18 protein-coding genes and 1 tRNA gene are annotated in these 19,894 nt (G+C 68.3%); 5 read left to right on the top strand and 14 right to left on the bottom strand.

The genetic code is table 11. The annotated features are described in order from the left end of the window. Positions 1-564: 564 nt before the first annotated feature. The 3 genes from R8F63_04050 to R8F63_04040 are packed head-to-tail and all read right to left on the bottom strand — an operon-like array spanning position 565 to position 2,677. On the bottom strand, positions 565-1,182 hold the full coding sequence (locus R8F63_04050) for a DUF402 domain-containing protein (protein ID MDW3217764.1): 618 nt from the start codon (positions 1,180-1,182) through the stop codon (positions 565-567). Between the two features lie 5 nt (positions 1,183-1,187). After that, a complete protein-coding gene (locus tag R8F63_04045) occupies positions 1,188-1,994 on the bottom strand; it encodes a hypothetical protein (protein ID MDW3217763.1) in 807 nt (268 codons plus the stop codon). A 20-nt stretch (positions 1,995-2,014) separates the two neighbouring features. Then, a complete protein-coding gene (locus R8F63_04040; protein ID MDW3217762.1) occupies positions 2,015-2,677 on the bottom strand; it encodes a cysteine hydrolase in 663 nt (220 codons plus the stop codon). Between the two features lie 99 nt (positions 2,678-2,776). On the opposite strand from R8F63_04040, the gene R8F63_04035 reads away from it, so the two are divergent. Then, positions 2,777-3,175: a four-helix bundle copper-binding protein gene (locus R8F63_04035; protein MDW3217761.1), complete on the top strand. Its 399-nt coding sequence runs from the start codon at positions 2,777-2,779 to the stop codon at positions 3,173-3,175. A gap of 7 nt (positions 3,176-3,182) precedes the next feature. On the opposite strand, the gene R8F63_04030 is transcribed toward R8F63_04035, so the two are convergent. After that, positions 3,183-4,292 (bottom strand): AI-2E family transporter, encoded by a 1,110-nt coding sequence (locus tag R8F63_04030; GenBank protein ID MDW3217760.1) that lies wholly within the window; start codon positions 4,290-4,292, stop codon positions 3,183-3,185. A 128-nt stretch (positions 4,293-4,420) separates the two neighbouring features. Between R8F63_04030 and R8F63_04025 the strand changes: the two genes are divergently transcribed. The 3 genes from R8F63_04025 (at position 4,421) to R8F63_04015 (ending at position 7,014) form a co-directional block, all read left to right on the top strand. Further along, entirely contained in the window at positions 4,421-5,092 is a 672-nt protein-coding gene (locus tag R8F63_04025) for a histidine phosphatase family protein (protein ID MDW3217759.1), read from the top strand. Continuing rightward, complete coding sequence (locus tag R8F63_04020) at positions 5,082-5,555, top strand: hypothetical protein (protein MDW3217758.1); 474 nt, start codon at positions 5,082-5,084, stop codon at positions 5,553-5,555. The genes R8F63_04025 and R8F63_04020 overlap by 11 nt, the downstream gene beginning before the upstream one ends. A 79-nt stretch (positions 5,556-5,634) precedes the next feature. Further along, on the top strand, positions 5,635-7,014 hold the full coding sequence (locus R8F63_04015) for a hypothetical protein (GenBank protein ID MDW3217757.1): 1,380 nt from the start codon (positions 5,635-5,637) through the stop codon (positions 7,012-7,014). Here R8F63_04015 and R8F63_04010 read toward each other — a convergent pair whose 3' ends face one another. From R8F63_04010 to R8F63_03985, 6 genes are all read right to left on the bottom strand, one after another. Further along, positions 7,015-8,322, bottom strand: coding sequence for an adenylate/guanylate cyclase domain-containing protein (locus R8F63_04010; GenBank protein MDW3217756.1), 1,308 nt, complete (start codon positions 8,320-8,322; stop codon positions 7,015-7,017). Positions 8,323-8,350: 28 nt separating this feature from the next. Further along, positions 8,351-9,166, bottom strand: coding sequence for a maleylpyruvate isomerase N-terminal domain-containing protein (locus R8F63_04005; GenBank protein MDW3217755.1), 816 nt, complete (start codon positions 9,164-9,166; stop codon positions 8,351-8,353). A 573-nt stretch (positions 9,167-9,739) separates the two neighbouring features. Continuing rightward, the gene (locus R8F63_04000; protein MDW3217754.1) at positions 9,740-11,188 is read right to left on the bottom strand and encodes an SAVED domain-containing protein; all 1,449 of its coding nucleotides are present in this window, start codon (positions 11,186-11,188) and stop codon (positions 9,740-9,742) included. Beyond that, positions 11,185-11,676 (bottom strand): Mov34/MPN/PAD-1 family protein, encoded by a 492-nt coding sequence (locus tag R8F63_03995; protein MDW3217753.1) that lies wholly within the window; start codon positions 11,674-11,676, stop codon positions 11,185-11,187. The genes R8F63_04000 and R8F63_03995 overlap by 4 nt, the downstream gene beginning before the upstream one ends. Next, positions 11,673-13,130: a ThiF family adenylyltransferase gene (locus R8F63_03990; protein MDW3217752.1), complete on the bottom strand. Its 1,458-nt coding sequence runs from the start codon at positions 13,128-13,130 to the stop codon at positions 11,673-11,675. The genes R8F63_03995 and R8F63_03990 overlap by 4 nt, the downstream gene beginning before the upstream one ends. After that, positions 13,127-14,116, bottom strand: a complete 990-nt coding sequence (locus tag R8F63_03985; GenBank protein MDW3217751.1) for a hypothetical protein — start codon at positions 14,114-14,116, stop codon at positions 13,127-13,129. Before R8F63_03985 ends, R8F63_03990 begins: the two co-directional genes overlap by 4 nt. A gap of 1,000 nt (positions 14,117-15,116) precedes the next feature. Between R8F63_03985 and R8F63_03980 the strand changes: the two genes are divergently transcribed. Beyond that, complete coding sequence (locus R8F63_03980; protein ID MDW3217750.1) at positions 15,117-15,389, top strand: helix-turn-helix domain-containing protein; 273 nt, start codon at positions 15,117-15,119, stop codon at positions 15,387-15,389. Between the two features lie 191 nt (positions 15,390-15,580). Here R8F63_03980 and R8F63_03975 read toward each other — a convergent pair whose 3' ends face one another. The 4 genes from R8F63_03975 to R8F63_03960 all read right to left on the bottom strand — a co-directional run bounded on the left by R8F63_03975 (position 15,581) and on the right by R8F63_03960 (position 19,782). Beyond that, entirely contained in the window at positions 15,581-17,827 is a 2,247-nt protein-coding gene (locus tag R8F63_03975) for a hypothetical protein (GenBank protein MDW3217749.1), read from the bottom strand. After that, positions 17,820-18,134: a sigma factor-like helix-turn-helix DNA-binding protein gene (locus R8F63_03970; GenBank protein MDW3217748.1), complete on the bottom strand. Its 315-nt coding sequence runs from the start codon at positions 18,132-18,134 to the stop codon at positions 17,820-17,822. Before R8F63_03970 ends, R8F63_03975 begins: the two co-directional genes overlap by 8 nt. A gap of 243 nt (positions 18,135-18,377) precedes the next feature. Then, positions 18,378-19,580, bottom strand: a complete 1,203-nt coding sequence (locus R8F63_03965) for a site-specific integrase (GenBank protein MDW3217747.1) — start codon at positions 19,578-19,580, stop codon at positions 18,378-18,380. 116 nt (positions 19,581-19,696) lie between these two features. Continuing rightward, positions 19,697-19,782: transfer RNA gene (locus R8F63_03960), tRNA-Leu, on the bottom strand. Between the last annotated feature and the right edge of the window lie 112 nt (positions 19,783-19,894).

Raw genomic sequence — 19,894 nt, 5'->3', positions numbered from 1 at the left:
ACCGACGCGCTCAGCGAGAGCGGCGAGCAGGAGATCGTGCTCGGCATCCTCGATCCGACCGACGAAGGCGCCCAGCCCCTCGGCAAGCAGTCGTTGCTGCCGCTGGCCATCTGGTACCCCGCGATCGCGGGCGTGTGGCAGACCGTGTGGCTCGAGCCCGTCCCGGCGACCACGGTCGAGTCGATCGTCGCGACCACTGATCTCGCATCTTCGACGTTGACCTTCTCGGTCGCTGTGTCCGGGCCCGGTCCGACCACGCCACTCACGGTCCGCGTGGAGGACGGCGACCGGGAGAGCGCCGTCGGACAAGGCACTGTCGTCGACGGTACGGCGCGCCTTGCGATCGTCGTCCCCGACCTGCGGCGGTGGACGCCCGACAATCCGTTCCTCTACGACCTCGAAGTCACCGCCGGGACGGACGTGGTCCAGAGCTACGTCGGTGCCCGCAGCGCACCGACAAGCAGGTCGGCCTCATCACGATGTGCGCCGGCGGCGGCATGGCCCCCGCCATCATCATCGAGCGGGTCTGAGTCGAGGCGCCCGCGGCGGGGCGGCCGCACCGCCCTACGGCGCGTCGTCCCAGCCGGCCGGCGGCGCCCAGTCGGCCCACGACCGGTCCCACCAGATCCCCTCCTCGTCGAGACGGCGGCCGAGCGCGGTGCCGTAGTCGCGCACCCAGGCCGCGGCCTCTGGGGTGAGGATTTCCCAGCGGACCTTCTCGTCGACCAGATCCCAGTCCTTCATCTGCCAGGTCGTGTCGTCGAACACGATCAGGTCGAGTTCGAGATCCTGCGTGTCGACGCCCTCCGGCGTCCGCCGGAACGCGGTCTGGATGTTGAGATACCAGGCGGCGAACCGGCGATCGGCGCCCTCCCAGAAGTGCCAGACCGCGACGTGCTCACCAGGGACCTGCACCATGAGGCACCCGTTGCCCTCCCAGCCGCCCCGCCCGTGCCACGGGTGAACGCCGCCGACCGCGGGCCAGTCACCGGCCGGAAAGTCGAACCACTGTCCCCGCGGGATGTACAGGGCCAGCGCCTCGTCGCTGTCCTCCACCACCCGCACCGGCATGTCGAGCCACGAACGCTCGTACCACCAGTGGTCGGTCGACACGGTGCCGGTCGGCTCGTAGCCGAGGACCTCCCGCCGGACGAGCGTGTCGCCGTGGGTCCAGCGCTTCACGGGCATCACGCGGCGACGGCGACGTTGATCAGCCCGAGGGTGCCGTCCCCCTCCGCGGTCAGCGCGACCAGCGTCGCGTCGGTGGCGACGTCGCCGGCCAGGCCGTCGGTTGCGTTCGTCGTGTCAGGCTGCCCGTTGTCGGCGTAGGCCGGCTCCGTGAACACCTGCGCGGTGTACGCGTCGTCGAGGTAGAGCTGGCTGGTCAGGACGAGCGACTCGTCGACCCGGACCCGCACATGGATGTGGACCGTACGCCCCGGGTACCAGCCCGGATAGATGGTGTGGAACTCGACGATGCCGTCCTCGTCGGCGATCTGGGTGCCCCGCAGGAACGTGGTGCCGGCCGCCTCGTCCTTGCCGTTGCCGTTGTCCTCGAACGCGGAGTAGTCACCGCTGGCGTCGGTGTGCCAGATCTCCACCGCGGCGCCGGGCACGGCCAGACAATCGGCATCGAGCACCCGGATGCCGAGCCGCAGGGCGTGACCCGGGTAGCCCTCCGTGATGTCACGGCGGACGAACTGCTCCTCCAGCCCGAACGGACCAGCGCCGGCCGCGGGCAGCAGGACGCAGGTGCCGAGGCCTGCGAAGTCCGCGACGGTGAGTGCCGTCGGCTCAGCCGCTGCAGGGTCGGGCACGGACGCCGCGGTGGTCGTCGTCGTGGAGTCCGTCGCGGTGGTGGACGATGGCGCCGGCGAGGTCGACGTCGACGTCGCGTCCGGAGCCGCATCGCTCGCGCCGTCGTCGCTGCATGCAGCGGCGAGCGCAGCGGCTCCGGCAGCGGCGATGAAGGTCCGTCGGGTGATCGCGGTCATTCGGCGACGCTACCCGCCGTTCAGGACCAGTTAGCCGCGACCTCGGCGGACGTGGTGAGCGTGGTGATCGTCGCCAACGAGTTGTCGATCATCGCGTCGGCGTAGTCCGCAGGCACGCCGGCCACCGCGTCGCGGGGCAGCACGACCTGGTAGCCGAGGTCGACCGCGTTGAGACACAGACCGATGATGCCGAGGTTGACCGAGACGCCGACCGCAACGATCGTCGTGACGCCGAGGTTGCGGAGGATCTGGTCGAGCGACGTCGACGTGAACGGCGTCATGCCGTGGATTCGGGAGACGACGATGTCGGTCTCCTCCGGTCCGAGCTCGTCCACCACCTGAGCGCCGATCGTCCCGACCTCGAGGGGCATCACGCCCTGGCGCCGGTTGCGCTCGTTCATCGCGAAGATCGTGCAGTTCTCGGTGGCCCCGGCGCCGTCGGCCCGTTGCTCCGCGGTGCAGTGGACCACCCGCGCCCCGACCGCGCGACCGGCGCGACACACCGCGGCCGCCGCCTCGATCGTGCCCCCGTCGCGGACGGCGTCGACAAGAGCGGGCAGCAGGGCCTGCTCGCCGACCACGCCGTTCTGGAGCTCCATCGTGACCACCGCCGTCACGGCGGGGTCGAGCAGGGTTTCGAGGCGGGCGCGGCGCTTCGCCTCACGGTCTCCGGAGTCGGCCATGGCGTCAGACCCTAATCGCACGACGTTTCGGGCAACGCACGATCGGGAACGCTCTCCCCAGTCCCGTGAATTCGTCGCGGGCGCAACGAAGGAGCCCCCGTGACGGTCATCACCGATCAACTCACCAACCATCCGAGCCTCGACACGTTCGACACCGTCGAGCTCGCCCGGGCCGTCGAGGCCTGTCTGGAAGCGGCCGCGGTGGCCACGATGTGCGCTGACGCCTGCCTCGCCGAGGACGACGTCGCGGCGATGCGCCAGTGCATCCGCCTGGATCTCGACTGTGCGACGATCTGCACCGCGACGGCCCAGATCCTCAGCCGCCCCGCGCCGAACGGCGACGTGTGGCGGCGACTCGTGGAGACCTGCGTTCGCGCCTGCGTCGCCTGCGCGACCGAGTGCGAGACGCACGATCGCATGAAGCACTGCCTCGTCTGTGCCGACGCCTGCCGCCGGTGCGAGATGGCGTGTCAGCAGCTGCTGGCCGTCGCCGCCTGAACCGAGGTCAGGGGTCGTCGCTCGGGGGTTCGCGCAGGGCGCGGCCTCCGGCGACGGCCATCGCCGTGATCGGCACGGCGACGAACGCACCCATGATCCCGGCCAGCGCGCCGCCCGCCGCGAGGGCGACGAGCACCACCGCGGGATGCAGGCTCACCTGACGCCGCATCACCAGGGGCATGATGACGTCGCCCTCGATCTGTTGGACGGCGAGTGTCACGCCGGCGACCAGTAGCGCATCGGTGGGTCCGTTCACGACGAGGGCGACGAGCGTGGCGAGGGCACCGACGACGGTCGCCCCGACGATCGGGAAGAACGCGCCGAAGAACGTCAGGATCGCGAGCGGCACCACCAGCGGCACGCCGATGATCCAGAGGGCCAGGCCGATGGCGAGGGCGTCGACGATGCCCGTGAACGCCACACCGCGCATGTACGCAGCCAACGCGCTGAACGCCTTCCGTCCGGCACGATCCACCACCCCCCGCCGGTCGTCGCGGAACCGGCCGACGACCCAACCCCACATCGAGGGGCCGTCCTTCACGAAGAAGAAGAACAGCACGACGGCCAGGAGGGCACCGGTGGTCATCTCGACGACGAGGCGGACTCGCCCGGTGTCGAGGGTCGTGAACCCATCGCGGACACTGCCGACGACGCGGTCCTCGAGGTCGTCGATCTCGTCGCGGTCGAGGCCGAGCGGACCGTCACTCAACCAGGTGCGCACCTCACTTCGCACATCGGCCCACTGTTCGTCGTCGCCGAGTTGGTTGCCGACACCGACGACCGTCATCCAGACCACGGCACCGACCAGCGCGACGAACGTGACGAGGACGATCCAGGCGCCGACGATCCGGGGCACGCCGCGCCGGGCGATCCATTCGCTGACCGGCGAGGCCAACGCCGCCAGGAGCAGGGCGACGAGCACCGGCACGAGCACGACACGAAGGCGCCCCAGCGTCCAGAGCAGGACGTAGAGGGCGGCGGCGAGCAGGAGAAGGCGCCAGATCCAACCGGCGGCCCGCGCAAGCCAGGCGGGGACCGGCCACATGCGCGACGGGTGTGACTCGGCGGTCGCCGGTCCATCGGTCGAGGCCGGCACCCCCGCGCGTCCGGTCGGCATCGTCGTCTCCTTTTTTCGGCAGTGTCGAGGACGTACCCGCTCCGCCGAGGGACGAAACGCCGACCCCGGGGTTTCGCCCCGACGCGAAACGGGTACACGCCCGTCATGTCCAATCCCGCGAGGCGCCCGTGCAGCTCACGCTGATCCGCCATGGCGATGCCTTCGCGGGGCTCCACGGCATCATCGCCGGCCCCAAGGGCTGCCGGGGGCTGACCGAGATCGGTCGCCACCAGGCCGCGGCCCTGCGCGACGACATCGAGGCCCGCGGACATGTCACCGCCGACGTGCTCCTCGCCAGCGTGCTGCCGCGGGCGATCGAGACCGCCGAGATCATCGCGCCGGCCCTCGGCGTCGACGTCGCCGACCACGACTGTGAGCTCTGCGAGGTGCACACCGGCGAGGCCGACGGCCTCGACTGGGCGATCTACACCGAGCGCTACGGCCCGGTCGACATGACCCTCGAGCCGGACCGCCTCTTCGCTCCGCAGGGCGAGAGCTGGAACAGCTTCCACGACCGGGTCCGCCGCCTCCTCGATCGCCTCGCGGCGACCTACCCGCACGAGCGCGTCGTGGCCGTCTGCCACGCCGGCGTGATCATGGCGTCGCTGCGGGTCCTGCTCCCGTTCGCACACTCCGCCACCGGCGCCCAGCTCCGTCCGAGCAACACCGGGCTGACCCGCTGGGAGCACGACCCCTCGTCCGGGGCGTGGACCCTGCACAGCTTCAACGAAACCACCCACCTCGACGGGATCGACGCGATCCCGGCGACCGATCCCCCGGAGAGCATCCATGACCACTGACGAGCACGACTACAGCCTCGCGACCGCCCGAGCGGCCGCCCGCGCCGAGGACCTCGATCGGTGGGTGAGCGACTTCCTCGCCAGTCCCGGCAGCGACAACGCCGACCTCGCCGAGCTGCTCGAGCAGGAGGGGCTGGTGTGGGGAGGCCCGGTGCAACTGCCGCTCGACGAGCTCCACCGGCTCGCCGGCCCCGAGGACGCCCCGACGCTCGTCGCCGTCGACGAGGACGAGTGGCGCGACAGCGTCTACGACATGCGCGACAAGGTGGAGGAGGGTTGGGAGCCGCCGCCGGTCGTCGTCGTGTACGAACCGCCCCAGCTCGTCCTGAAGGACGGCAACCACCGGGTCGAGAGCCTGCGCCAGGCCGGCGAGACCGAGGCGTGGGCGGTGGTCGGCTTCGCCGACGACGCGGCGCGCGTCGCCTTTCTCGACGAGCACGCGGCGGCCGAGCCCGCCGGCTGAACGGCTGGAGGCAGATTGACAGATCGGCCGCCACCCACTCTGCTTCCTCCACGCCCCACGCGTGGAGGAGGAGAGCGCAATGCCGATCGGTCGACGTCTGCTCGCCCTGTTCGCCTGTCTCGGCCTCCTCGCCGCGGCCTGCGGCGACGACAGTGATGTCGATGCCACCGAGGGCGACACGTCGACCACCACGGTCGACGGCAGCGGCACCACGACGACTGCCGCGCCGGGCGGCGCATCCGACGAGCCCGAGATCGAGCTCACCGACTCCTTCCGCGGGGTCACTGCCGACACGATCACCCTCGGCTACACCGCCATCGACTTCGAGCTGCTGAACAACACGTTCAACCTCGACCTCGCCTTCGTGGGCAACGGGCCCATCGCCGATGCGATCGTCGCCATGTACAACGAGCGGGGCGGGGTGCTCGGCCGCGAGATCGAGCTCATCCACGAGTCGTATCTGCCGGTCGGGCCGACGTCGGCCGACGAGGTGTGCGTGAAACTCACCGAGGACGTGGATGTGTTCGCCGTGCTCGGCGGCTTCGCCGGCCCGGGCGCGGGGGACGTCAACGAGTGCTTCCCCGAACTGCACGACACGATCGTCATCGGCGCGGCGCCGCGGTCCGACCAGGCCGAGCGGGCCGGCGGCCTGTGGGTGTCGACCGACATGAGCCTCGACCGGCGCAACGAAGCGATCGCGACACTCATGTCGGACGCCGGCGTGCTCGACGAACTCGGCTCGATCATGGTGATCGGGTCCAACGAGGACGAGGCGCCGCTCGTGGACGTCATGGCCGATGCGCTGCGTGACGTCGGCGTCGACGTGCCGTTCACGGACTTCGTCACCACCACCGGCGACCGGTTCGCGACGGCCAACAATGTCGGGATCTGGATCGAGCAGGCCCGCAACGCGGGCCTGTCCACCATCGTGCTGCTCGGGGAGGGCGAGTTCCGCAACCAGGAGTTCTTCATGCAGGCTCCCGACTTCACCTACATCCTCGGCAACGGCGATGCGATCACCGACTGGCAGAGCATCACGCCGGAGGGGCTCCAGCCGGGAACCCGGATCATCACCAACAACAATGGTCCCGATGTGGGCGCCTTCGACGATCCGGATCTCGTCGACTGCATCACCGCGGTCGAGGAGGCGCTCGACGTCGAGGTGCTTGCCACGAGCCAGCTGCCCGAGGGCGAGCCGAACTACTTCTCCGGCTCGGTCGGCGTGTGCCGCACCGTCTCGCTGTTCGTGCAGATCGCCACGGCGGCCGGGCCGGACCTGACCAACGAGTCGTGGGTCGCGGCGCTCGACAACCTGTCCGACCTCGACATCCCCGGCTACCAGTTCGCGTCGCTCAGCTCGGACAAGGTCGACGCCCGCGATCAGCTCGTCCTCGTCGAGTACAACCTCGAGACGATGACGTTCGACCCGATCTCCGAGCCGATCGACGTCGGCCGGTGATCAGATGAGCTCGTAGAGCTCCCAGACATCGGGGATGCCCTTGAGGTCGGCGGCGCCGATGGCTCGGACCTGCCAGCGGCCACCGATCGTCGATTGGACGACGGTCGAGGTCATGACGATCTGTCCGGCACCGGCTCGATCCATGACGCGGGCGGCGAGATGAACGGCGATCCCACCGATGTCGTCACCTCGCACCTCGACCTCGCCGACGTGGACGCCGATGCGCACCTCGAGCCCGAGGTCTGCGGCCATGCGTCGCACCTGTGTCGCGGCCTCCAACGCACGGGACGCCGTCGAGCACGTGGCGAGCATGCCGTCGCCCGTGTGTTTGATGACGGTCCCGCCCTGCTCCTCCACGGCTGTGGCCGCCCGCGACTCGAACCGGTCGAGCACGGCGCGCCATGACGCGTCGCCGGCTTCGGACGCCCGAACGGTGGATCCCACGAGATCGGCGAAGAGCACACCGACCAGGGGACGATCCTCGGTCGGGGCGAGCCGGGTGCCGGTCGCGAACGTGCCGATCGCGTCGGCCAGCGCGCCACTGTCCGGTGCCTCGATGGTCAGGTCGTCGCCCTCGACTCGGAGCAGCTCACCGCCGGGGAACTGGTCGACCCACCATTGGGCGTCCTCGACGCTGACCCGGCGATTGTCCTGCCGGTGGATCACCAGCACGCGTCGTTCCTCGGTGATGACATCCGGATCGCGGAGATACGCGTCACCGCTCGCCGTGACCGCTGCGTAGAACGCCCGCGCCGCCGCGGCCGAGGCGCCGAGGCGTCCGGCCCGGTCGTACCACGCCTGGTAGGTGGGATCGTCCCACCGGCTCGGGGCCAGCGCCCGCATCACGTCGCCGAAACTCTGCTCGTCTCTGCCGAGGACCTCGTCGACTCGGTGTCGTTCGACCGCGTGCCGCACGGGGTTGATCAGGGCGGCGCCGGCGAGTCGGTCGGCGCGGCGGGCGTTGAGCCGCACGAAGGAGACACCGTGGCCGACACCCCCGACGAACCAGGCCGCGCCGACCTCGAGGTCATCGAGTATCGCGACGCACGCGTCGATCAGTTGGTCGCTGTAGTCGACGTCCGGGTCGAGGGGGTCGGAGGCGCCGATTCCCGGCCGCTCGATGGCGTGGACCGTCCCGTAGCGCCCGAGGGTGCGGAGGAACCGGGCCATCATCGGGTCCTCTTCGAGAACCTCGATCGGCATCGTGCCGCTCGGCACGAAGACGAAGTCCGGGCCGTCGGCGACGACGATCGTCCGGTAGGCGATCTCGCGCCCATCGCCGACACGGGTGTACTGCGTGGTGCTCATCGATCGGCGGGAAGCGCGGCGCGACCGTTCACGAGGCGGCGCTCGCCACCCGCGCGTGCAGGTTCCACTGCTCGACCAGCTCCCGAGGTCCCTCGACATCGAGCGGTGCCCGCGTCGGGCGACCGTGGAGCCAGGCGAGAAGGTCCGCACTGGTGGCGGTCGCCACGGCGGCGGCGTCGTTCGCCGCCGCCCTCTCCTGGATCGCGTTGCCGTCCTCGCCCCGGCGCAGGGTCCAGGCCCGATCGCCGTCCGAGGCAACCAGCGCCACCGGATCCACCGGAAGCGCCGGAGCCTCCGCCGGGTCTTCGCCGCGCATCGCGCCCATCGTCGCCAGGATGGCGGGGAATCGCGAGAAGATCTCGCCGGTCACCTCGTCGATCGCCTCGCAGCTGTCCGCAGGAGACGTCGACGACCAACGCCCGTGGACGGCGGCCGCGTCCGTGAGGTGCACGGTCAGTTCGCTGCCGGCTCGTCTGAGCCACCAGTGGGCCGGCTCGCGGCCGCCGAAGCACCAGGTCGGCAGCTCCCGTCCCGGGCCGGTGACGATCTCGAGAAACCGCTCGACCGACGACTCGAGCAACTCGACGTTTCCGAGATGGTCGTCGACGTTGGCACCTGCGCTTGCGAACGCATCCATGAGGCCCTCGAGGCTCCACTCGGCGGCCGGGGTCGAGGCGTTGTAGCAGTACCACCCGGCGAATCCGCCGGCGATGTGAGAACCGAGGTCGGCGGCCGTCCACTCGGGACACGTGGGGACGGTCACCGTGGGGTCGGCGGCTCGCAGCAGCGCCGCCATCTCCGTTGCGTCTTGCTTGATCCACTCCACCGCTTCAGCGTCGTTCACGTTCGATCCGCCCCCCATTCGCATGCCGCACCGTGTCGGCCGCGACGTCTCGGTGAACCATAGGGCGCGACCGCTTCGGCCGGGAATCGTCGCACCTCGCTTCGGCGGGGACTCGCTGCGAGCGGTGCCCGGGGTGAGATTCGAACTCACACGCTCCCTGGGGAGCCGGGGGGTTTAAGCAGGCCGACGGGTGTCCGGCGCGTGTGGCGTCGTCTCGTTGGTGCTGTTCATAGCGTTGCGGCGTCGGGCTGGTGTCGTGCGATCCGTCAAGATCTGCGGCGTTCGCGACTATTGCGCGACTATCGCAGCCGCGTTCCCGGCGCGCGGCGCTCGCATCTGTCCATATCCGCGTATGGCTCGCTGCAAGAGCTGCTGCCGATGCGCGTGCGTTCCAGAAGGTCCGCTGGGGCACGGACGAACAGAACATCCCCTACGCGGGAAACCATGGTTGGGGACGTCGTTCATCTTCGCAGTGGCCGACCCCGCCTGCGCAGCAGCGTTCTCCGATGCCTCGGACGCCTCCGACAATCCCATCGCTTCTGAGGGTCCCAGGTACGACGCTGTCGGCTGCTGTCATGAGTGGACGGCGATCGAGGGTGCGTAACCGCGGCCGATGCCCAGGTGCTCATGGACGACAGTCTCTCGCATCCCATTCCACCGGTGACCCAGGAGCATCGCGAACACCCCCGGTGTCGCCAGGAACAGGTGGATCCGCCCTGCAGGTTCCGATTCGAGCAGCGCTCTGGTTTCGTTGATGGCGGAGAGCGCGAGCGATGCCGCTGCGGCGCTGCCCTCGACAGCGTTCGGGCGGACTCCGCCCGTAGGGCACATCACAGCCAGCCGGCTGACAGGAAGAGCCGACTCTTCGAGGTAGCGGCGGACAGCCGGCCCTGGGTCGGCGGCCAGCCCGATGGCAACGGCCAACTCGTCGCCCCGCCCAACAGCGGTCACTTCGGTGTTCAGCTGGTGCTCGATGCCCTGGAGGTCGTCGCTCGCCCACAGCGACCCGCCCTGTTCTCCGGCGACTTCGAAGCCGTGAACATGCCGGAAGGCAGCCCCGGCGCCGAACCACACCGGGAGCCGCATCGCACCCCGGACCAGCACCCGGCGATGACCCTGATCCCGGACGCGCTCGCCCGCTCCCTCGAGTTCGGCGCTGATGTGAGCCCATTCGGTCGGGTCGAGGAGCTGGCGGCGTCGGTCGGCGACGTCGCCGTCGTACCGTTCGACGAACCGGATATGGAGATCTGCGTCGTCGGGATGCGAGTCGTCATCGATGGCCTCAATGACGACGATGGCGCCCGGATCGGACCGCTTGCCGATGCGGTCGGTGACCTGATCTTGGAGCATCTCGACATCGACTTCGCGGTCTCGTTCCATCACCCATTCGCGAACGAAGGCCATGGCCCGGTCGAACGCTGCCTGGTCGTCGTTGAGCCCATGGGCCCACATGAGCGTGCTGGCCCGCTCGAGCTCGAGCTGCCCGTACCGCCCGGTTAGGAATTCGAGGCTGCCGAGGAACGCGACGAGCTCTGTCTCGTCGATCGCAAGATGCTCAGCCCATGCTTCTCGGCCGGCACGTGCGGCCGGTCGTCCAATGTCGGGAACCAGTAGGCTGCTGCGCCGGTCGAGAAGTCGCATAACCGGGTCGACAGGGTCTATCTCGCGGTCGGTCACCAGGACGAGCTCCGGTTGCCGCCCGTCACCAGACAGAGCGACCCAGCTTCGGTGGAACTTCTGCAACAGGCTTCGAGAGTCGCCCGGAGCGTGCATGAGCCAGTCGGTGCCGACGGGTGTTGTGGCGTCAACGGCGTGTTTGACCTGGATGTACCGGTGCGAACCGGACCGCCGGCGGATGACGACATCGTCGACGTTGCCAGCGTCCGGCGCCTCGACGGTGATCGTCATGACGTCGCTGTTCTGGCCGAGGGCGTTCAGGACCTCGTTCCAAGTGACGAGATGCTGATAGTCGTCGCCCGCAATTCGTACCCCGCTTGAGCTGCGCCCGGGAATCTGGCTCATGAATCCACCTTCGCGTCCTGTCCCTGAGCAGCGATGTCGACCACGGCCTCTCGCATGCGCCGTCGGTACGCTGTCAGCCCGAATGGGACCCATGTCGACATGCCGGGGTCGAGTGCAGCGACGAGAAGCGCGACCTCGCGGGCGGTTTTGCCCGAGATGCGCCGCAGCTCGTGCCGGTCGCAGAAGCTGGGGCCAACGGGGGCAGGATGGCTGTGCCATTCGCCCACGTACCCGAGGTCGCAGTCCTCGGGGAGTTGGTCGAGAGCTGCAGTCAGCGCTGCTTCGGCCGGGGCGTGCCGGCGCCGGTACCACGTGTGGCCAGCCTGTCGGTCAGGAATCTCGAGTACCCGCTCGACATGGATCCCGCCGGGGTGTCGCCATCCGAGCAAGATTCCGCCCGTCTCCCGCCTCGGATCCGCGCCGGCGCACTGGGCGACCTCGGCCCAGGCAGTGTCGGTCATGTCGATGGTCCGGGGCTCGGCCTTCACCGTTCGTTCGATCCGTCAGAAGGGAAGACGATGAGGGTGTCGACGACGCTGGGCGGCAAGGCATTTCGGCCCGAGAGCAGGTCGGCTGCCATGGCTACCGCCCGGGCTGCGGCCGCTGAGCACGCCCACGGGGGCGTGGGGGACACCGGGTCGCCGCAACCTCCCTCGCGCAGATCCGTCTCCGGGCCCCCCGGCTCGACAGCGGCGTCGTGCTTCTCGCCCTCCCGCAGGGGGCTACGGTCGACCCGGGCCACGGTGCCGTTCCGTTGGAGGCACACGGAGACCACCGGGCGGCCCAATACCCGGCTGGCGGTAAGGAGCAGTGCGGACGCCGGCCCGTTGGCGGTGCAATCGAGGACGAGGTCATTTCTGGCCAGTAGCTCCTCGGTCCGTGTCGCTGAGCGCAATGGATTCGTATCTGTGGTGACGCAGCCCGGATCGACCAAGTTCGTGCGAACAAGGTGGTCTCGCACGGCGTCGGCCTTCGGGCGACCGACGTCGCCGAGGGTGGCGACGTGTCGGATGCAGTTGCCCGGGCGGATGAGGTCCCCATCGACGAGCGTGAGCTCGCCGGCGCCGGACCGGACGAGCATCTCGGCCACCTGGCAGCCCACCGCACCGACCCCCACGATCGCGATGCGCTTATCGGCCAGGACGGACGCGTCGAGGCCGGCCCGCAGCATCAAAGTCGACTCGCCGTCATGGGCTGCTTCCGCCGCTCGCAGATCGTGTGGATTCCGGTCGAAGGCGATGAGGACGAGGACAGCTTCATGTCCATGGCGCTGGTAGCGCACCACGACGAACTTGTCCGTCCCGTCCTCGATACCGGTCCGCAAGGCGAGCGCCTCGTCCGCGCTCATCAGGTTGGCCAACTCGTCGAAGTTGTGAATCGGCCGTTCGATCTCCCCTACGTCGACGATCGTGGCGGCCCAGTCGCGAACGCGGGACCGCTTCTTCCGGGCCGCCTTCCCGGGTACGAGCTGGAAGCTGCCATTGTGACCCTTCACCACCTTGCAGCGCCGGTCGACCAGCTCGTCGAGGTCAGGGTAGGTGACCAGCACGAGCTGCCGGGGCCAGTACCGCTCGAGATCGAGATCTGGTGGGTCGTCCGGCCAGCCCTGGGCGTCCATCGCGTGCCACGACTTGACCCGGTCGATGAGGGTGTCGGCCTCGAGCCAGGGCAGGTGCGCCGCCTCATCCTCGGACCAGAGGCAGAAGTGGCCGTCAGGCTCCCGATGCCAGGACAGGCCTCCCTCTCCGAGCGGCGTCCTCACCTTCGGCATGGCCACGGGAAAGTCGTCGGGCAACGTGATCTCGTGTTCGACGTCGGTGCCAGCGATGTCGATATCCCCGGTCAGCGTCGCACCGTCGTCGTGGAGGCTGAAACCGGCAGAACAGAGCCCGTCGATGACGGCCTCTCGCGCCGCAGCGAACGACAGGCCCAGGGCGCTCATGCGAACCGGCTGTCGCCTGCGGGAACGTGCCGATCACCCTTGGTGATTAGCGCCACCTGCTTCGGGGTTCCGTCGTCGTTGCACGTTGCCGGCATCTCGAACACCCAGTCCCCGTCGTCGTTCTTGCCGAGGATCTCGCGGTACGCCTTCGCCGCCGGGCAGTTCTCCGGGTCCGCCAGGGCAGCCTCGGCCTTCTGGGCCAGCTCCGCGAAGGTGATAGCGGCGGTCTGCATCTGGGCGTCGGTCACGCGGACGGAGACGACCTCGCCAGGTCGGGTGGGGTCGTCGACGTCCCCGCCGGCGACCACATCAGCGAGCTGCGTGGCGATGGAGCGTACGGCGCCGGTGAACAGGGCAGCGAGGCTCGAGTCGTCGAGGCCCTCGTCGAAAGCGTGGTAGGCGAGGATCTCGAAGAAGAGCCCGCCCGGCCGCTTCCCGAGGTGAGCGCGCCGGGCCTGGCGGACCAGCTTGACGACGGGAACGTAGTCGTCGTTGTACCGGACGTTCATCTCCGAGCTGAGAGAGGTCAGCTCCTCGGGGTTGGTCTCCATCCAGCCACCTTCGCGATCCGGAATCTCGAGGCAGTCCCCCGCGGGCCGGGCGGGGACCACATCGACATGCATGTCGAAGTCCGGGAAGTTCACCTTGATGGAGCTGTCCTGGGGCTCGACTCGAGGATCGGCCCCCTCCTCGTCGTAGGCAGCACGGAGCACCCTGATGAGATGGTCCATGAGGTCTTCGACATCCTCGCCGTCGGGTAGGTCGGGGAGTTTGGAGAGCACGTCGACGTCCTTTACGCGCTTGATCGACACCTGCCGCTTGTAGCTGCCGATCAGGACGGTGTCGATGCCGTACTCCTTCAGCGTCGGGTCAGACTCGAGGTGCTCGCGCACGTCGGCGTGGGCATCTGCGGCGTTGTCCTTGTCGGCCTTGTCGGGTTCGACGTTGCTCTTCGCCTTCATGAACTGGGTCGGCAGTGTCGCCATGGCCTCTCCTCGGTCCCTGGGGATCGTGCCCGCTGTCCCCCGCCAGCGCACCAAATCCCACACCTGAAACTACAACCATGGTATACGCAGCGCGGCGGTCCGCCTCGCGGTTGCAGAGTGGCTGGTCGGGGACACCACATATCGACCGTGCCGTTCAGAAGATCGGCCGACGAAACCAGCCGCCACCACCCGATGACAACAGGCGCGTGTTCAAGCGGTGAAGGCGCCACCACCTGTCGCTCCAGAACATGCCGCGTCGGACTGCCGCCCAAACGCCCGTTACGGGCGCTCCAGAATCACAAGGAGACGCGGTAAGCAGGCGGCCTCGCAGATCCGGCAATCTCAAGCACCTCACCCATTGCGAGGACGTGATAACGACCCGACCCTCGACCGTGCGAAGATTCGCAGTACGGAGTTACCGGATCAGTTGAATGCTCCAGGCCGGTCGAGAGAACCGAGTGCGCTCCTGTCCGCCGCAGGATGAACCGCGCTGGCCGGGGGCCATCGACGTCACACGCGACTACCACCGTGCGCCGTCACCCCGCGCCGACAACGACTCAATCGCACCCTGCAACACCACCTGATCGTCGCCGGTGCGGAGGAGTCGGATAGACCCCGACAAACCGCGTCGGCGCCTACGCTCTCAGTCGACCAATCGGCAGCGATCTCCCATCTCCCTCCCGTCCAGAAAACAGCTGAGACACATCTGCAGGTCCCGGGGGACCTGCCCTTCCGGGAGATGCATCTCCCGGTGCCAAAGCCTCGCTGCATCGACGCTCTGAAGGTCGCCGACACCCTCCCGAACGCGACGATGCTCGGCGGTGGCAAGCTCGCCCGCCGAGGTGGGCAAGCGCAAGTCGCGACATCAGCCACCCTTCTCCGCGTCGCGGGCCAGCCCATTTCCCCTTTCATCTCCTATTCCATCTCCGATTCCGCCGGATCGGAGCCGCGGTCTGTCCGGTCGTCGCGATCAAGTCCGGCTGGTGTCCCTGGGGCCGGCATGGACCCACAACGAAAGCGCACCTACACCGTCACCGAAGCGGCACAGCAGCTCGGCATCTCCCGCTCGACCGCATACGAATGCGTCCGGACCGGCGAGATCCCGTGCCTGCGGTTCGGCCGACGGATCGTCGTCGCCGCCACGGTTATCGATCAGCTCCTCTCGGCTCCCGCCCCGTCGACCGTGCCGGCCGACGAGTTGGGCTCGAAGTCGATCAGCGAGGCTACGGCGTCGGCTGCATCACGGTCGAGCGACGGGGCCACGTGGGAGTAGAGGGCGAGTGTCACGCCGACAGTAGCGACCGAGGCGCTCGGACCTCACCTTCGGATGGACTCAGATCCCTTGTCTTCGGTTCGGACACGGATTGTGGTTGCTGCGTCGGTGATCGATCAGCTGCTGTCGCCGGCAGCTGGTCCGTTGCTGAACGACGCGACGGATCAGTAGCCGAGGGTCGCGTCGAGCCTTCACCGAACCTCGACCTCGCGGCATTCCCCGTCGTAGTTCAACACCGGCTGGTTTGCGATCAGAGACTCGGGAGGCTGACGGAAGTAGATCGAGTCGCACTCGTGGCGGAGCCAACGCCATACTCCGTCACTCGTCCCACGGTTGTCGACCGGCGGCCGTTGCTCGACGAGCACCTCGTAGTCTCCGTTGCCGAGAACCCGGAAGATACGAACTGCTGACTCTCCCTCGTCCCCGAACTCGAGGACAGCCAGCTCGGCAGGATCGTCACGGTCATACGCGTCACGAAAGCACTGCCGTGACATGTCCGCGGTCTCATCGTCGGGTCCGCTGCGGTCGAGGAACCCGCAATTGGGAACCTGGGGCCGATCTCGATAGAAGCTGGGGCGAACGTCGTCCAGGCCGTCGGTGATGCTTAGAAGATCGCCGGTTGCGGCATCGACCAACTCCCTTGCCTCGGTGTCCGACGTTCCCGTGACGCCGAGCACGTGACTGAAGCCCACCTCGACGCACTCTCCGCTCCGGTCGCCGGTTAGGTACTCGGTGGCAGAGATCGTCAGTTGGCCATCAGTCGTCGACGCGGCGGCGCTGTAAGCCCCTCGGCATCGGGCGTAGCCCCAGCGATAGCCCGTAACGGTGACAACGATCGTCCCGTCGTCGGCACGGTAGGCAGCATCGATCCCGATCTCGTTCTCGATCGGGCCACTCGTCCGTTCGAGCAGATGGTCGAGGCTTCCCTCATGAGACCAGATGACGGGTTCTACCAGCACCGACTTCGAAGGCCCTTCGTCACAGCCGGCCCAGAAGCCCTCGAGAAACAAGCCCCATCCGCCCGGCCAGGGGCCCGCGTCGAGAAACAAGACGACCTCGAGACCGCGAGTGAACTGTCCCTCTATCGAAGCGAACGGGACAGATGCTGGCGCGAAGGCGACGGAGAACTCGATCTCTTCGCCAGTCTGGAAGGCCCCCTTCTCGACGCGATCAACCCGAGCGGCGAATACCGCGTACGAAGTCGAACCCTCGGATTCCTCACGCAGTCCCACCAGAGTCGCTCGAATCACCGCGGCAGCCGAGTCCCGCAGATGCTCTGGCGACTTCGAGGGGTCGTAGTCGTAGACAATGCCTGTGGGCACTGCGAAACGGTCGAACGCATCGCAGTCTGCGACAGTCGCGAGTGTCGAGGACGGCGACGGTTCGGCGGTCTGGCTCGCCGATATCGAGTGAAGAATCGAGCGAGCGACGACCGTGTCGAGGCCGACGCCCAGCGAAAGAAGGACCCGGCGTTCGCCGTCGGTAACGAGAACGTGAAGTGGGTCGGCGATACCGCCGACATCCATTTCAAGGACTTCCACTGCCAACCCGTCGACCGTACCGCTCAAGGTCGTGACCGACCGGAGATCGTGCGAGGGCTCGACCTCGCGGACCCAGACACCCAGCCCTGGCCGCAGGTCGTATTCTCCGATCCTCGGGCAACTCGGCGCATACGGCGTCACGCCGAGCGCGACCTCGCCTGACCCGAACCACGCACCTCCACAGCTCCCGGGGTTGAGGTGCCCGGAGACCGAAGTGCTGCCATCGTCTCGGGTCTCCGTCCTGAAGCTCGCCGGGAGGTCGACGACGGGCCACGACGGCGGCACGCGGAACGCAAGGCCGCCGTAGTCCACCTGCTGCCAGTCGACGGTGTCGGCGACCGGCCCGTCCTGGAGAACTCGGACTCGACCGGAATCGGTAACCGTGGCATCGACCTGTTGGGCCTCGGGGCCAGTGGCAGAGAACTCGTCAGCGACGCCAATACGCACCGCGGACGACGGAAGCGTGTCCGGCGGCTCGCAGATCGGCTCCACACCGTCGATAACCACGAAACCAGGAGACGACGGACAGTGTGGCCCGGCAGGCGTAGCCCAGTCAGCCGGGACGCTGAACCGATTTCGCCCGTGCTCCAGCGTCTTCCATCCCTCCGGAACAATTGGATCGGGCGCTTCTTGCCCATGACCAAGGGTCTCCCACAGGTCAGCCTGACCGTCCGGGACGATCGGATTGTCGGCGCCGACCTCCGCAGGCGGGTCGTCGCCACCGATGCGGGAGCCGGCCACCACGACCGTGCCCGCGATCGCAAGAACCGCGGCGGCTACAGCGACACGGCGAGTCCAGGAGTTGGAGCGGGGGCGCGACGCCATGACCTCTTGCGCGCCAATGGCGGGAGCGCTGCCTTCGACGTGCCGGCGGAGCCGATCTCCGAGCTCACTCATGGCGCACCTCACCTTCACGGACGCCGAGCGCCGTTCGTAGCTTGGCCAGTCCCCGTTCGAAGTAGACCTGGACGGACGAACGAGCGATCCCCGCTGTCTCGGCCACGTCTCGATACGTCCACCCGTATCCCTCGATCAGGATGACGGCAGTCCGTTCGCGATCGGTGAGCCCGTTGAGCGCGTCGGGAAGGCCCGGCTCGAACCAGGGCTCATCCGAGCTGACGACTGTTGGGAACGCGGCGGTTCGGCGACGCGGCCGGGTCTTCGACTGCCCCACTCGGTACAGGTAGCCGACAGGATTGGTCATGACCCTGACCGTGTCCCAGTGCTGCCACGCATAGGCAAGCGCCTCGGCAGCGGCCTCGCGCCCGCGTTCGGGCCCGTACCCGGCGACAAGCGCCCTCCGAAGCCGCGGCTCAGCGTCTGCGAAGAAGTCAGTGAACTCGTCATCACTCATCCTTGGCGGCCGATACCTCTCTACTGAGCTAAACCACCGAGTCGGCGAGCTGTACGACAGCCGTTCGCGTGGGACGCGGTGACAGTCGTCGGATCACGAAGGCCGCTCGGCCCGCGCTGCGCCATCTCTGCGAAGGCGATCTGTCTCTTCGACGACTGGCGACACCTCGACCGACGAGTCGATAGGTGCGTAGTCGAGCAGGGACGCGACCTCCTCCGCTGCATCACGATCGAGGGCTGGCGCGACGTGCGAATAGAGATCGAGTGTCACGCCGACGGTTGCGTGGCCGAGTCGCTCGGACATGACCTTCGGGTGAACGCCGGCCCGAAGACCGAGCGTCGCGTACGTGTGTCGCAGATCGTGCAGCCGGATCCGGGGAAGGTCGGAGCGATCGGCGAGGCGACGGAAGGTCTTGCTCAGCTGGTCGGGGTGCAGCGGCCGTCCGTCGTCGAGCGTGAACACGTGGCCCTCCCCGACCCACACGGGGCCGAGTTCCAGGCGCACCCTTGCCTGCTCGGTCTTGTGGGCTCGCAGCACGCCGACGGTCCCCTTGTCGAGTGATACCCGCCGACGGCTCTTCGGCGTCTTGGTCGTTCCATCGATCACGACCGGACCGGCAGTCGTTCGGGTGGTCACGACGAACAGCTCGCCGGTCTCGAGGTCGACGTTGTCCCACCGGAGGCCACACACCTCGCCACGCCGAAGACCGGTAGTGGCGAAGAGCACCATCGCCGCGTATAGCGGATCATCGGCAGTGGATCGGAGGAAGGCGGAAAGCTCGTCCGGCGTCCACGTCGGCCGCTCCTTCTTCTCATCGGCCGGGGCTTTCGCCGCAGCCGCGGCGTTGCGGTTCACGAGGCCGAGACGCTCGGCATCACCGAGGGCCCGACGCAGGACACCGTGGACGTTGCGGACAGTCTTGCGAGCGCGGCCCTCTTCGATCAATCGGACGTAAGCCGTCTCGACTGCCATCGGTGTAAGACGCTGCAGGCGCACCCGCCCGATCTCGCCAGCGATCAGTCCGGCCGAACGCCGGTAGCCGACCATCGTCGTGGGCCGCAGGTCGACCGCCGCGCGGTCGAGCCACTCGACGAGGTACTCGCCGACGGTGATGTCGTTGCGGTCGACGTGGACGCCATCGTCGATGTCGACCAGCACACGGTTGAGCGCGCGTCGCGCGTCGCCCTCGGTGCTGAAGCCAGCCTTGGTGGAGTAGCGCCGCCGACCCGTCTCGGCTCGCGGCAGCTCGACTCGATAGCGCCAGCCCTTGCCGTAGCGCTCGACCGTCCCTCGCATGCCTCGGCCCTTCGTCGGTGAGGTACGCGACTATTCTCGCGACTATTTGCGTTTCAGCGCAACTCTCCGACGATTTTCAGGAGCCGGAATCGACACGAACTCCCTGCTCAGAACAGTGCCCGGGGTGAGATTTGAACTCACACGCTCCCGAGGGAGCCGGGGGGTTTAAGCCCCCTGCGTCTACCGATTCCGCCACCCGGGCCTGGCAGCACGGTACCGGCGGGAAAGGGGTCCCTGCGCCGGTCGGGACCTCCGGCCCTAGGGTCCGCGGCACCCTCCCCCTATTCGTGATCCGGGCGGTTCGACCGCATCAG

This window comes from Acidimicrobiales bacterium, from assembly GCA_033344915.1.
In the GTDB taxonomy this organism is placed as follows: domain Bacteria; phylum Actinomycetota; class Acidimicrobiia; order Acidimicrobiales; family Aldehydirespiratoraceae; genus JAJRXC01.
This window is presented reverse-complemented; position numbering and strand designations above follow the sequence as displayed.

Excerpts from the sequence above, each read along its gene's own strand:
- R8F63_04045 (MDW3217763.1), bottom strand. The coding sequence starts at position 1,994 with ATGACCGCGATCACCCGACGGACCTTCATCGCCGCTGCCGGAGCCGCT.
- R8F63_04040 (MDW3217762.1), bottom strand. The coding sequence starts at position 2,677 with ATGGCCGACTCCGGAGACCGTGAGGCGAAGCGCCGCGCCCGCCTCGAA.
- R8F63_04030 (MDW3217760.1), bottom strand. The coding sequence starts at position 4,292 with ATGCCGACCGGACGCGCGGGGGTGCCGGCCTCGACCGATGGACCGGCG.
- R8F63_04020 (MDW3217758.1), top strand. The coding sequence starts at position 5,082 with ATGACCACTGACGAGCACGACTACAGCCTCGCGACCGCCCGAGCGGCC.
- R8F63_04015 (MDW3217757.1), top strand. The coding sequence starts at position 5,635 with ATGCCGATCGGTCGACGTCTGCTCGCCCTGTTCGCCTGTCTCGGCCTC.
- R8F63_04010 (MDW3217756.1), bottom strand. The coding sequence starts at position 8,322 with ATGAGCACCACGCAGTACACCCGTGTCGGCGATGGGCGCGAGATCGCC.
- R8F63_04000 (MDW3217754.1), bottom strand. The coding sequence starts at position 11,188 with ATGAGCCAGATTCCCGGGCGCAGCTCAAGCGGGGTACGAATTGCGGGC.
- R8F63_03990 (MDW3217752.1), bottom strand. The coding sequence starts at position 13,130 with ATGAGCGCCCTGGGCCTGTCGTTCGCTGCGGCGCGAGAGGCCGTCATC.
- R8F63_03985 (MDW3217751.1), bottom strand. The coding sequence starts at position 14,116 with ATGGCGACACTGCCGACCCAGTTCATGAAGGCGAAGAGCAACGTCGAA.
- R8F63_03980 (MDW3217750.1), top strand. The coding sequence starts at position 15,117 with ATGGACCCACAACGAAAGCGCACCTACACCGTCACCGAAGCGGCACAG.
- R8F63_03975 (MDW3217749.1), bottom strand. The coding sequence starts at position 17,827 with ATGAGTGAGCTCGGAGATCGGCTCCGCCGGCACGTCGAAGGCAGCGCT.
- R8F63_03970 (MDW3217748.1), bottom strand. The coding sequence starts at position 18,134 with ATGACCAATCCTGTCGGCTACCTGTACCGAGTGGGGCAGTCGAAGACC.
- R8F63_03965 (MDW3217747.1), bottom strand. The coding sequence starts at position 19,580 with ATGCGAGGGACGGTCGAGCGCTACGGCAAGGGCTGGCGCTATCGAGTC.